11 protein-coding genes are annotated in these 11,848 nt (G+C 70.8%); 3 read left to right on the top strand and 8 right to left on the bottom strand.

Translation table 11 applies throughout. From position 1 onward, the window contains the following. Nucleotides 1–9: 9 nt before the first annotated feature. Nucleotides 10–870: a prolipoprotein diacylglyceryl transferase gene (gene lgt, locus AC1MLT_RS02925; protein ID WP_481033782.1), complete on the top strand. Its 861-nt coding sequence runs from the start codon at nt 10–12 to the stop codon at nt 868–870. Here lgt and AC1MLT_RS02930 read toward each other — a convergent pair. Beyond that, nucleotides 829–3,993, bottom strand: coding sequence for an EAL domain-containing protein (locus AC1MLT_RS02930; RefSeq protein WP_481033783.1), 3,165 nt, complete (start codon nt 3,991–3,993; stop codon nt 829–831). The two genes, lgt and AC1MLT_RS02930, sit on opposite strands and share 42 nt — an antisense overlap. Nucleotides 3,994–4,136: 143 nt before the next feature. Here AC1MLT_RS02930 and AC1MLT_RS02935 point away from each other — a divergent pair, with 143 nt between their 5' ends. After that, nucleotides 4,137–4,613 carry a reverse transcriptase-like protein gene (locus tag AC1MLT_RS02935; protein ID WP_481033784.1) on the top strand — a complete coding sequence of 159 codons (477 nt, stop codon included), beginning with the start codon at nt 4,137–4,139 and terminating at the stop codon, nt 4,611–4,613. A 52-nt stretch (nt 4,614–4,665) separates the two neighbouring features. Here the strand turns inward: AC1MLT_RS02935 and AC1MLT_RS02940 are convergent, their stop codons facing one another. The 7 genes from AC1MLT_RS02940 to AC1MLT_RS02970 form a co-directional block, all read right to left on the bottom strand. Further along, nucleotides 4,666–5,379 carry a YebC/PmpR family DNA-binding transcriptional regulator gene (locus tag AC1MLT_RS02940; protein WP_481033785.1) on the bottom strand — a complete coding sequence of 238 codons (714 nt, stop codon included), beginning with the start codon at nt 5,377–5,379 and terminating at the stop codon, nt 4,666–4,668. Nucleotides 5,380–5,451: 72 nt separating this feature from the next. Beyond that, nucleotides 5,452–6,402: a pseudouridine synthase gene (locus AC1MLT_RS02945; RefSeq protein WP_481033786.1), complete on the bottom strand. Its 951-nt coding sequence runs from the start codon at nt 6,400–6,402 to the stop codon at nt 5,452–5,454. 60 nt (nt 6,403–6,462) lie between these two features. Then, the gene (locus AC1MLT_RS02950; RefSeq protein WP_481033787.1) at nt 6,463–7,257 is read right to left on the bottom strand and encodes an amino acid ABC transporter ATP-binding protein; all 795 of its coding nucleotides are present in this window, start codon (nt 7,255–7,257) and stop codon (nt 6,463–6,465) included. Further along, entirely contained in the window at nt 7,241–7,894 is a 654-nt protein-coding gene (locus AC1MLT_RS02955; RefSeq protein ID WP_481033788.1) for an amino acid ABC transporter permease, read from the bottom strand. Before AC1MLT_RS02955 ends, AC1MLT_RS02950 begins: the two co-directional genes overlap by 17 nt. A 48-nt stretch (nt 7,895–7,942) precedes the next feature. Beyond that, on the bottom strand, nt 7,943–8,605 hold the full coding sequence (locus AC1MLT_RS02960; RefSeq protein WP_481033789.1) for an amino acid ABC transporter permease: 663 nt from the start codon (nt 8,603–8,605) through the stop codon (nt 7,943–7,945). A gap of 21 nt (nt 8,606–8,626) precedes the next feature. Then, entirely contained in the window at nt 8,627–9,421 is a 795-nt protein-coding gene (locus tag AC1MLT_RS02965) for a transporter substrate-binding domain-containing protein (RefSeq protein WP_481033790.1), read from the bottom strand. Further along, nucleotides 9,418–10,182 carry a GntR family transcriptional regulator gene (locus AC1MLT_RS02970; RefSeq protein WP_481034886.1) on the bottom strand — a complete coding sequence of 255 codons (765 nt, stop codon included), beginning with the start codon at nt 10,180–10,182 and terminating at the stop codon, nt 9,418–9,420. Before AC1MLT_RS02970 ends, AC1MLT_RS02965 begins: the two co-directional genes overlap by 4 nt. Nucleotides 10,183–10,393: 211 nt before the next feature. Between AC1MLT_RS02970 and AC1MLT_RS02975 the strand changes: the two genes are divergently transcribed. Beyond that, nucleotides 10,394–11,794, top strand: coding sequence for a malonyl-CoA decarboxylase (locus AC1MLT_RS02975; RefSeq protein ID WP_481033791.1), 1,401 nt, complete (start codon nt 10,394–10,396; stop codon nt 11,792–11,794). Nucleotides 11,795–11,848: the final 54 nt, after the last annotated feature.

The raw sequence follows: 11,848 nt of genomic DNA on the forward strand, positions 1-11,848 counted from the left end.
AATCGCGCGATGCTCATGTATCCGCACATCGACCCGGTCGCCCTCCAGATCGGCCCGCTGGCCGTCCACTGGTATGGCCTGACCTACCTGGCCGCCTTCGCGCTGTTCTATTTCCTCGGCACGCGCCGGCTGCGCCACGAGCCGTTCCGCTCGATCACCGGTCCCGGCGCCTGGTCGCGCAAGGACGTCGAGGACATCCTGTTCCTGGGCGTGATGGGGGTCATCGTCGGTGGCCGCCTGGGCTACTGCCTGTTCTACAAGCCGGGCCACTACCTGAGCCATCCACTGGAGATCTTCTACATCTGGCAGGGCGGCATGAGCTTCCACGGCGGCCTGCTGGGCGTCATCACGGCCATGATCTGGTTCGCCCGCTCGCGGGCCCGGCCCTACTGGCAGGTGATGGACTTCGTCGCTCCCTGCGTGCCGACCGGGCTGGCCGCCGGGCGCGTGGGCAACTTCATCAACGGCGAGCTCTGGGGCCGCTTCGCGCCGCCCGACCTGCCCTGGGGCATGGTGTTCCCGCACAGCGGCTCGATGCTGCCGCGCCACCCGTCGCAGGTCTACCAGTTCCTGCTCGAGGGCCTGCTGCTGTTCGTCGTGCTGTGGCTCTACGCGCGCAAGGACCGGCGCGAGCGCCGCGTCTCGGCGGTGTTCCTGATGGGCTATGGCGCCATGCGCTTCATCGCCGAGTACTTCCGCGAGCCCGACGACTTCCTCGGCCTGCTGGCGCTGGACATGAGCATGGGTCAGTGGCTGTGCGTGCCGATGATCGCCTTCGGCATCTGGCTGTACGCGAGCGCGCCGCCGCGGCGCGCATCGACCGCCACCTCACGCGGGGACGACGGCGCCGCGCTCCCGCTCGGCCGCTAGCCAGGCCGCCAGGGCGTCGGCGTCCATCGGGCGCGCGAAGTGGAAGCCCTGCAGCTCGTCGCAGCGCGCCTCGCGCAGCATCCGGGCCGTCGGGCCCGATTCGACGCCCTCGGCCACCACCCGCAGTCCCAGCGTGTGGCCCAGCCCGATGACGGCGCGCACGATGGCCAGGTGCGTCGGATCGTCCAGCATCCGGTGCACGAAGGAGCGGTCGATCTTGAGCATGTCGATCGGGAAGCGGTGCAGGTACGCGAGGCTCGAATAGCCGGTGCCGAAGTCGTCGATCGACAACCTGACGCCGAGCGCCTTGAGCGCGCGCAAGGGCGCCAGCGTGCGGTCGGAGGTGTCCATCAGGGTCGACTCGGTGAGTTCGATCTCCAGGTCGGCCGGCGCGACGCCGTGGCGCCGCAAGGTGTCGTCCAGGGTGGCGATCAGCTCGGGGTCGCGCAGCTGCAGCGCCGAGACGTTGATCGATACCGGCACCGCGCCCAGGCCCTGGCGCCGCCAGGCCGCGTGCTGGGCGCAGGCCCGCTCGACGACCCAGGCACCGATCGCCACGATCTGCCCCGACTCCTCGGCCACCGGGATGAACTCGCCCGGCGACACGCCGCCGAGCTCGTCGTCGTGCCAGCGCAGCAGCGCCTCGACGCTCACCGCGTGGCCGCTGCGGGCGTCCACGCGGGGCTGGAAGTGGAGCCGGAAGGCATCGCGCTCGACGGCATGGCGCAGGTTCGACTCGATGCGCTGGCGCCGGCGCGCGCGTTCGTTCATCTCGGAGGTGAAGAAGCGCGCGGTGTCCCGGCCGCCGGCCTTGCTCTGGTACATCGCGACGTCGGCGTGGCGCATCAGCTCGTCGATGTCGGCGCCGTCCTCCGGATAGAGGGCGATGCCCACGCTGCACGAGACATGCAGTTCGTTGCCATCGATGTCGTGCGCGCGCCGCACCGCCGGCACCAGCTGGTCGACCAGCGCCAGCACGGCGTCGCCATCGGCGACGTCGCGCAGCACGATGACGAACTCGTCGCCGCCCAGCCGGCTCACCGTGTCGCCCGGCCGCACCGCCGCCAGCAGCCGCTGCGCGACCGACTTCAGCAGCGCGTCGCCGACGTGGTGGCCGAGCGAGTCGTTGATGACCTTGAAGCGGTCGAGGTCGAGGAACAGCACGCCCACGCGGCGCCCGGCGAGCCGTGCCTCGCGGATCGCGCGGCCCAGGCGCTCGATGCACAGGAAGCGGTTGGGCAACTCGGTCAGCACGTCGTGCAGCGCCAGGTAGCGGATGCGTTCCTCGCTGCGCTTGCGGTCGCTGATGTCGATCGACGTGAAGATGTAGTGCGAGACCCGGTCCGGGCCGTCGCGCACCACGCTGGCCACCAGCCAGGCCGGGTAGGTGGTGCCATTGCGCCGGCGCACGCCGCCCTCGCCCTGCCAGGCGCCGCGCTGGTCGAGCCGGTGCCAGAAGTCGGGGTCCTCCAGCGTGGTCTCGGCCAGCAGGTAGTCCGGCGTCATGCCGACGAGCTCGCGCGCGTCGTGGCCGGTGTGGCGGGTGAGGGCGCGATTGACGGTCAGGATGGCATGACGCGCGTCGATGATCATGATGCCCTCGGACGAGGCCTCGAACACCTTGGCCCACAGCTCCAGGCGCTGCTCCAGCTGCTTGAGGTGGTTGACCGGCGTGAAGGCGGTCAGCACCGCGTCGCGGCCCTGGTAGGTGAAGCGGCGCGCCGACAGCACGGCCCACGAGGGCTCGCGGCCGCCCTGCCAGCGGACCTCGAACTCGTCCACGGCGTCGCGGTCGGCCAGCTGCTGGAAGAAGCGGGCCCGCACCGTCGGCTCCATGCCCCCGGCCCACGGATCACCCTCGCGGCCGCCGAGCCAGGCGCGTCCCGGCGGGTTGGCGTCGAGCACCTCGTGGCCGGGGATGGCCGTGACCATGATCGGGATCGGGATGGCGGCGACGAAGTCGCGCTGCGCCTCGGCGGCGCGCGCGCTGGCGGCGAGCTCCTGCTGGATGCGGCGCTCGCGGTCGAGCTGCGCGAGCATGTCGTTGAAGCCCACCACCAGGCGGCCGATCTCGTCGCCGCTGTCCCAGTGCGCGCGCAGCCGGTGGTCGCCGGTGCGGCGCACGGTGTCGACGACGTCCGAAAGGCGCGCGAGTGGCAGCGCGATCTGCCGCGCGACGTGGTAGACGGCGCTCAGGATCAGCAGCAGCAGGAACAGGGCGGTGCCCAGGTGCAGCCACATCCGCATGAAGAAGCCGCGCTCGCGCGAGCGCAACAGCATGTCGAGGTCGGCGCTGGCCTCGGACCAGGCCCGGTCGAGTTCGCCCAGGAGCGACTGCCGCGTCGGCTCGAAGGCATCCGCGCGCGCGTCGTCGCGGCCGTCGAGCGCGCCGCGGGCGGCGGCCTGGAAGGCCGCGATGCCGGCGCCCAGGCGCTCGCGCGAGCCGTCGAGTCGCGCGCGCAATGGCGCGGCGGCGGCGGCGGAGGCTTCGGTGTAGTCGCTGCGGATGGCCGCCGCGATGGCATCGACGCGGCCCTCGAGGATGAAGTAGCGCATGCGCGATTCGGCCTCCTCGGCGGCGTCGCCCCGCGGCCGGTCCAGGTGCGCGTCCAGGGCGGCGGCCAGTCCCAGCAACTCCGGGAAGCGCAGCAGCACCAGCGACATCGTGTAGTAGCTGTCGAGGTCGGGGTCGAGGATCAGGTTGGACTGGTTGCCCACGCGCGTCACCAGTGCCCGGCCGCTCTCCAGTGCCGCGTGCTCGAGCGCCTGGTGTCCCGGCGCGTCGGCCCTCGACCGTCCAACGCGCTCGACCGCCTGGCGGAAGGCCAGGCTGCGTTCCTCGCTGCGCAGGTCGCCGCCATGGAGGCGCTCGATCCCGGCCAGCGCGGCATCGGTGGCCGGATCGGCATCGCGCCAGCCGGCCAGCGCGAGCAGCGAGGGCCGCAGGGCGTTGATGTAGGCGATGCCCGCCATCTCCTTGCGACCGAAATCGATGGCGATAAACTTTTCGTTGATCAGGATGCCGCTGATGAAGATCACGGCCGTCAGATCCAGCAGGTAGATGACGAGCAGCTTGCGGCCGACGCTGAGGCGGCCGAGTCGGCGGGTGAGGAATTTCGGCATGCGTGCGAGAGGGGAGCTGCTGCGGTCGAAAGCAAACAACGTGCCCTCTTCGCGTTCTCATCACGCTTCTATATACGTCTAAAGTATGCCTAAGTGCTTTTATTTTCAGCCATGAGACAGTCCGGTCGCGCTCCATGGCGGACATGACGAGCCCGGGCCCATTGGAATGGACCGCCTGGTGCGATGGCAGCGCATTGCCCAACCCCGGTCGCATGGGCTGGGGCGCCGTGCTGGTCGGTCCCGGGGGCGAATGTCACACCCTGTCTTCGGCCGCGAGCGGTGCGCTGGTCGGCTGCAACAACGAGGCCGAACTGCGGGGCGTGATGGCCACATTGCGACGATTGCGCGAGCTCGGTGCCCGCGCGCCGACGGTGTACTGCGACAACAGCGTGGTGGTCGCCCAGCTGGGGCCGGCCGGCGCGCCGGCGGTGCGGCCGATCGAGCGGCTGGCGCTGCGGTTCGACGAGGCGCGCCTGCTGCTGCGCTCCTTCGATGCGGCGCGCGTGCTGTGGATCCCGGCGCATCGCAATGCGCGGGCCGATGCGCTGGCGCGCGCGGCGCTCGGCCTGACGGAACCACGGCGGATCGCGCCGCCGCGCGCGAAGGCCCGGCGGCGCTGAGCATCCGCCCGTGTCCCGGCCCCGGCCGGTGCCCGGACATCGCGCCGGCGCGTCAGCCGGCCAGACCGACGTACACGTTCTGGACGTCGTCGTTGGCGTCGATGGCGGCCAGGAAGGTCTCGACCTCCTCGAGGTGCTCCGGGCTCAGCGAGGCCGGATCGACCGGATTCTTCGCCCGGTAGCCGAGCTTCGAGGACACGACGCGGAAGCCGTGCGCCGGCAGGGCGCGGCCGACCAGGTCGAGGTCGGCGGGCGCGGTCAGGAAGCGCACCACGCCCTCGTCGTCGCCGGGCTCGAAATCCTGCGCGCCGGCCTCGATGGCGGCGAGCTCGCCATCGGCATCGGCGGCCGCTGGTTCGGCCTCGATCAGGCCCAGGTGGTCGAAGTCCCAGGACACCGAACCCGACGTGCCCAGCTGGCCCTTGCGGAACAGCACGCGCATCTCGGGCGCGGTGCGGTTCACGTTGTCGGTCAGGCACTCGACCATCAGCGGCACCCGGTGCGGCGCGAAGCCCTCGTAGACGACGTGCTCGAAGTGCACCGCCTCGCCGGTCAGGCCGGCGCCCTTGCGGATCGCGCGATCCAGCGTGTCCTTGGGCATCGAGACCTTGCGCGCCTGCTCGACCACCAGCCGCAGCCGGGCGTTGGAGGCCGGATCGGCGCCGCCGCGCGCGGCCACCATGATCTCCTTGGCCAGCTTGCCGAACAGCCGGCCCTTGGCATTGGCGGCCACGTCCTTGTGCTTTGCTTTCCACTGCGCGCCCATGTCGATTCGTCCTTGGTGATGTTCGGGGAGGGGGTGGTTATACGCCCTGGCGCGCCGGCCGGCGCGGGGCCGTCAGGCCGGCGCGTCCAGCGCGAGGCGGCTGTGGAACGCGCGCGCCTCGCCCGTCACGGGGTCGTCGAAGGCCAGCGCGCGCGCCAGCAGTCGCAGCGGGCGCGCGAAGTCCTCGTGATCGGTCTCGGGTCGCAGCACCGGATAGATCGGGTCGTCGACGATCGGCAGGCCGAGCGCGGCGCAATGCACGCGCAGCTGGTGGCGGCGGCCGGTGACGGGCGACAGGCGCAGGCGCGCATGGGCCGGCCCGGGCGGCGCCATCAGTTCGAAATGCGTCTCCGAGTTCGGCTCGCCCTCGATCTCGCGTGTCTTCATGAAGGCCCGGTCGTCGACCACCAGGCGGCTGCGGCGGGTGGCCGGCAGCACCGCGCCGGGCGGCCAGTGGACGATCGCCTCGTAGGTCTTGCGCACGCGGCGCTGCGCGAACAGGCCCTGGTAGGCCCCGCGCGTGGCCGGATCGGCCGAGAACAGCACCAGCCCGGCGGTGCCGCGATCGATGCGGTGGATCGGCACCAGGTCGTCCAGGCCCAGGGCGCGCTTGAGTCGCACCAGCAGGGTCTCCTGCAGGTACTTGCCGGTCGGCGCCACGGGCAGGAAATGCGGCTTGTCGACCACCAGCAGATGCGCATCGCGCCACAGCACCGCGTGCTCGAAGGGCACGCGCGGCTCGTGCGGCAGGGAGCGGTAGTAGTAGAGGCGCTGGTGCGGCTCGTAGGGGCGCTCAGCGGTCACCGCGCGGCCGTGCTCGTCGACCACCTCGGCGGCGTCGAAGCGCGCCAGCCAGGTGGCGCGCGCGACGCCGGGAAAGCGCTGCAGCAGGAAGTCCAGGAAGGTCGGCCAGTCGCCCGCCGGCAGGCCGACGCAGCTGGGGCCGACGCCATCGCGGGTCGGCAGCGGGAGCGGCGGCGCGGAAGGCGCGGAAGGTGCGGATGAGGCGGAAGGCGGGGCCAAGGACGCTGTCGAGGTGGAGGAGGGGCGTCGAATCTACCCCGCGCGTCCGGGTGGCGCGACTCAATCGTGCAGCGAGGACAGGAACTGCCTGAGTTCCGCCGTCTGCGGATTGCCGAACAATTCGGCCGGCGGACCCATCTCGTGGACCCGGCCCTGGTGCATGAAGATCACGCGGTCGCCGACCTTGCGCGCGAAGCTCATCTCGTGCGTGACCATCAGCAGGGTCATGCCCTCGTCGGCCAGCGATTCCACCACGCGCAGCACCTCGCCGACCAGCTCGGGGTCGAGCGCGGAGGTGATCTCGTCGCACAGCAGCACGGCCGGCTCCATCGCCAGGGCGCGCGCGATGGCCACGCGCTGCTGCTGGCCACCGGAGAGCTGGTCGGGCATGGCGTCGAACTTCTCGGCCAGGCCGACGCGGGTGAGCAGCCGGCGCGCCTGCGATGCCGCCTCGGCCTGCGCCCGGCGCTTGACCAGCGTCGGCGCGAGCATCACGTTCTTTCCCACCGTGAGGTGCGGGAACAGGTTGAAGCCCTGGAAGATCATGCCCACGCGCTGGCGCAGCTCGCGCATCGCCATCGCGCTCTCGTGCAGCAGCGGCTTGCCATCGACCGTCAGCGCGCCTTCCTGGAACGCCTCCAGGCCGTTGATGCAGCGCAGCAGCGTGCTCTTGCCCGAGCCGCTCTTGCCGATGATGGCGATGACCTCGCCGCGCCTGACGGTCAGGTCGATGCCCTTGAGCACCTCGTTGCTGCCATAGGACTTGCGCAGCGCGGTGATCTGGACGATCGGCGCGCCCGGCGTGCCCGGATGGCCCGGATGGACGACGGGATGGGATTCAGCGACGGTTGACATGGGTTCTTCTCTCCAGATGTTTGGCAAACAGGCTGATCGGGAAACACAGGACGAAGTACAGCAGCGCGACGCAGCTGAAGACGACGAAGGGCTTGAAGGTGGCGTTGGAGATCATTCCGCCGGCCTTGGTCAGCTCGACGAAGCCGATGACCGAGGCCAGGGCGGTGCCCTTGACCACCTGCACCAGGAAGCCGACGGTCGGCGCGGTGGCGATGCGCACCGCCTGCGGCAGGATGACGTGGCGCATCTGCTCGGAGAAGCTCAACGCCAGGCTGCCCGAGGCCTCCCACTGGCCCTTGGGGATCGAGGCCACGCAGCCGCGCCAGATCTCGGTGAGGAAGGCGCTGGTGTAGAGCGTCAGGGCCACGCTGGCGGCGGTCCAGGCCGAGACGTCGATGCCGAACAGCGCGATGCCGAAGTAGGCCAGGAACAATTGCATCAGCAGCGGCGTGCCCTGGAACAACTGCACGTACAGCCCGACGGCGCGCTGCGCGCCACGGCCGCCGCGCAGCCGCGCGAACAGCAACAGGCCGCCGACCAGGCCGCCACCGACGAAGGCGATGGCCGACAGCGCGACCGTCCAGCGCAGCGCCAGCAGCAGGTTGCGCAGGATGTCCCAGAGGGAGAACTCGACCATGGGATGCTCTTTCTTTCTCTCTTTTTTTTCGCTCGGAGGGGAGGGCGCTCAGCGGCCGAAGAAGTACTTCGGGCCGGCCCAGTCGAGCAATCGCCGCAGCGCCACCGACAACGCCAGGTAGATCAGCGTGGCGACGATGAAGGACTCGAAGGCGCGGAAGTTGCGGCTCTGGATCAGGTTGGCCGCGTAGCTCAGCTCCTCGGTCGAGATCTGGCCGCAGACCGCCGAGCCCAGCATCACGATGACGATCTGGCTGACCATCGACGGCCAGACCTTCTTCAGCGCCGGCGGCAGCACGACGCGGAAGAACACCTGCACGCGGTTGAGCGCCAAGCTCACGGCGGCCTCGATCTGGCCGCGCGGCGTGGCCTCGATGCCGGCGCGGATGATCTCGGTGGCGTAGGCCCCCAGGTTCAGCGTCATGGCGATGACCGAGGCCATCTCGGCCGAGAGCTTGAAGCCGGCCGCCGGCAGGCCGAAGAAGATGAAGAACAGCTGCACGATGAAGGGCGTGTTGCGGATCAGCTCCACATACGCGCCCACCACCCAGCGCAGCCAGGTCGGACCGCTCGCGCGCGCCCAGGCGCAGAAGGTGCCGACCATCATGCCGACGACGGTGGCGATCGCGGTGAGACCGACGGTCCAGGCCACGCCCCTGAGCAGCAGCGGCCACTGGGCGAGGACCGCCAGGAAATCGAAGGTGATGCGCATGGCCGGGACGTCGTCTCGGGATCAGCTCGGCAGGTCGCCGGCCGGGCGGCCGAGCCACTTCTTCGACAGCGCGTCGAGCTCGCCGCTCTTCTTGGCCTCGGCCAGGATGTCGTTGACCCTGGTGCGCAGCTTGTCCTCGCCCTTGGCCACGCCGATGAAGTTGGGGCTGTCCTTGAGCAGCAGCTTGAACTCGGCGCCGACGCCGGGGTTCTTGGCCATCATGTTGCCGGCGACCGAGGCGCTGGTCGCGACCAGCTGCGTCTGGCCGGCGACGAAGGCGGCGATGGTGGCGTTGTTGTCCTCGAAGCGCTTGACGTCGACGCCGGCCGGCGCGACCTTGGCCAGCTCCTGGTCCTCCATCGCACCGCGCGTCACGGCCACGCTCTTGCCGGCCAGGTCGGACCAGTTCTTGACCGCCAGCGACTTCGCCGCGAACACGGCCTGGAAGAAGGGCGAGTAGGCGCTGGTGAAGTCGATCACCTTCTCGCGGTCGGGGTTCTTGCCGAGCGTGGAGATCACCAGGTCGGCCTTGCGCGTCTGCAGGTAGGGCACGCGGTTGGCGCTGGTCACGGGCACCAGTTCGACCTTCACGCCCAGCTTGCCGGCGATCAGCCGCGCCACGTCGACATCCAGGCCCTGGGGCGCCATGTCGGTGCCGACGAAGCCATAGGGCGGGTAGTCGGTCGGGATGGCGATCTTGATCGCCTTGGCCTTCATGACGTCGTCGAGCGCCGTCTGGGCCTGGACGCCGGTCGTGGCGAGGAGGGCGGCCGCGGCGGCGAGGCCGAGCGTGAACGCGCGTTTGGAAAGGGTCATAGCAAAGCTCCTAGGTAGGTGGATGAGTCGTCGAAGGCCGGATCGCCGGCCGGGGCCCGGCCGAGCGCCGCCGCGTTGGCGCCGGGCACGGGGGCGAGCGCGTCGCGCAGCTGCGCCAGCGGGTCGTGGCTGGCCTGCGCGCGCAGGGCCGAATGCACGGTGCCGATGTGCTCGGCCATCAGGGCCTCGGCGGCGGCGGCGTCGCCGCGCGCGAGGGCGTCGACGATGCGCACGTGGTCGCGGCACGACTGCGCGGCGTCGTGGGTGGATTGGTAGAGCATGGCGATCAGCGTGGTGCGCGCGGTGAAGTCGCGCAGCGTGTCGGCCAGCAGGGTGTTGCCCAGGCACTCGGCCAGGCAGACGTGGAAGTCGCCCAGCAGGAAGCTGCGCGTGCCGATGTCGGTGTCCTCGATGGCGGCCTGTTCGCGCCGCAGGTGCGTGCGCAGGCGCTCGAGCGCGCCGGCGCCGATGCCGCCGGCCTGGCCGGCGCTGCGGATCAGCCCGACCTCGATCACGCGGCGTGCCTCGAAGGCCTCGCGCGCCTCGTCCTGCGAGGGCTCGATGACGAACCAGCCACGTCGCGCGCTGACCGTCACGATGCCGCGCGCGGCCAGCCGCGTCAGCGCCTCGCGCACGATGGTGCGGCTGCAGCCGAAGAGCATGGCCAGCTGCTGCTCGCCCAGGCGCGAACCGGGCGCGAGCTTGCGCGCCATCACGGCTTCGATGATGCGGGCACTGATTTCTGAGGCGGAGATCGACATGTCCTGATGCATCAGCAGCTTCCGTGCCAACTGGTATGCAAGATCTGCGCACCACGGTGGCGCAAAAAACGTGGTCTTTCGCTCTACCTCTGTGCGTAAAGTCGGATCCGCACCGGGATGGCCTGCGACGTCGCGTCTCCTAGAATTTCCTTCCGTCGAGCCCTTCGCTCCTGGCCCCCCGCCACCCACCGGCCCTCCAGATCCATCCCGCATGACCGACCGCTCCGCCTCACCCTCGACCCCACCGGCGCCGCCGGCCGCGCCGCCCCGCAGCCTGACCGAGCGCCTGGGCGTCACGCTGCGGCGCCATGGCGAGGCCCTGGCGCCGCGCACCCTGCGCCGGGTGCTGGCCGAGCTGCAGGCGGTGGTCGATCCGAGCCTGAGCGAGGTCGAGGCCGGACGCCACGCCCGCGCCGTGATGGATGGCTATGCGGCGCAGGACGCCGCGGCGCGCCACGACATCTGGCTGCTGCTGAGCGAACGCTTCGCGCCCGATGCCGAGGTCCTGCGCAGCGCCCGCGCGCGCCACGAGGCGGCCACGGGCACGCCCGACGAGGGGCCGGCCGAGGCGCAGCTGCGGCGCGCGCTGGCCTCGCCGCGCGCGCGGCTGCTGCAGCGCATCACCATCGACCCCGATGGCATGCGCTTCCTGGTCGACCTGCGCGCCGAGCTGCTGCCGCACGTGCGCAAGGACCGCCGGCTGGTGCCGCTCGACGCCGAGCTGGAGCAGCTGTTCTCGACCTGGTTCGACGTCGCCTTCCTGGAGCTGCGCCGCATCAGCTGGGATTCGCCGGCCTCGCTGATCGAGAAGCTGATCCGCTACGAGGCGGTGCACGACATCCGCAGCTGGACCGATGTCAAGAACCGGCTCGACAGCGACCGGCGCTGCTATGGCTTCTTCCATCCGCGCCTGCCCGACGTGCCATTGATCTTCGTCGAGGTGGCGCTGGTGGAGCACATCAGCGCCGGCATCGAGCCGCTGCTCGACGAGGCCGCCGCGCCGCTCGCCGCCCGGCGGGCGACGACGGCGATCTTCTATTCCATCAGCAACACGCAGGACGGCCTGCGGGGCGTGAGCTTCGGCGACTCGCTCATCAAGCGCGTGGTCGAGACCCTGGAGGCGGAGTTCCCGCGCCTGAAGACCTTCGCCACGCTGTCGCCGATGCCCGGCTTCCGCGCCTGGCTCGGGCGCAACGCCGGCGAGCTGCTCGGGCGCCTGGAGGCCCGCCGCGCGGTGGCGCTCGGCCACGCGCTCGGCTCGCTGCCGCCGACGCCCGAGCGGCTGCTGGCGGCCGCCGACACCGCCCTCTCGCTGGATGCCAAGTCGCCGGTGCGTCAGGTGCTGATGCAGTGCGCGGCCGAATATCTGGGCCGCGCGACGCACGACGGCAAGCCGGTCGATCCGGTGGCGCGCTTCCACCTGGGCAATGGCGCGCGGGTGGAGCGCCTGAACTGGGCCGGCGACCCGTCGCCGAAGGGCATCAAGCAATCATTTGGGCTCATGGTCAACTATCTCTACGATCCGAAGCGGCTCGACCGCCATCGCGCTTTGCTGGCGCAGGGCCAGGTCGCCGTCTCGGGCGAGGTCGACCGGCTGTTCATGAAGGATTGAACGGCCGGCGGAAGCCGGAGGCCCGAGGCGACGCGACGATCACCACAACGACTG

Source organism: Variovorax sp. PEI5, from assembly GCF_056679935.1.

What these genes read in the sequence shown, in the direction of transcription:
- lgt (WP_481033782.1), top strand. Translation starts at nt 10, where the DNA reads ATGCTCATGTATCCGCACATCGACCCGGTCGCCCTCCAGATCGGCCCG.
- AC1MLT_RS02930 (WP_481033783.1), bottom strand. Translation starts at nt 3,993, where the DNA reads ATGCCGAAATTCCTCACCCGCCGACTCGGCCGCCTCAGCGTCGGCCGC.
- AC1MLT_RS02935 (WP_481033784.1), top strand. Translation starts at nt 4,137, where the DNA reads ATGACGAGCCCGGGCCCATTGGAATGGACCGCCTGGTGCGATGGCAGC.
- AC1MLT_RS02940 (WP_481033785.1), bottom strand. Translation starts at nt 5,379, where the DNA reads ATGGGCGCGCAGTGGAAAGCAAAGCACAAGGACGTGGCCGCCAATGCC.
- AC1MLT_RS02950 (WP_481033787.1), bottom strand. Translation starts at nt 7,257, where the DNA reads ATGTCAACCGTCGCTGAATCCCATCCCGTCGTCCATCCGGGCCATCCG.
- AC1MLT_RS02955 (WP_481033788.1), bottom strand. Translation starts at nt 7,894, where the DNA reads ATGGTCGAGTTCTCCCTCTGGGACATCCTGCGCAACCTGCTGCTGGCG.
- AC1MLT_RS02960 (WP_481033789.1), bottom strand. Translation starts at nt 8,605, where the DNA reads ATGCGCATCACCTTCGATTTCCTGGCGGTCCTCGCCCAGTGGCCGCTG.
- AC1MLT_RS02965 (WP_481033790.1), bottom strand. Translation starts at nt 9,421, where the DNA reads ATGACCCTTTCCAAACGCGCGTTCACGCTCGGCCTCGCCGCCGCGGCC.
- AC1MLT_RS02970 (WP_481034886.1), bottom strand. Translation starts at nt 10,182, where the DNA reads ATGTCGATCTCCGCCTCAGAAATCAGTGCCCGCATCATCGAAGCCGTG.
- AC1MLT_RS02975 (WP_481033791.1), top strand. Translation starts at nt 10,394, where the DNA reads ATGACCGACCGCTCCGCCTCACCCTCGACCCCACCGGCGCCGCCGGCC.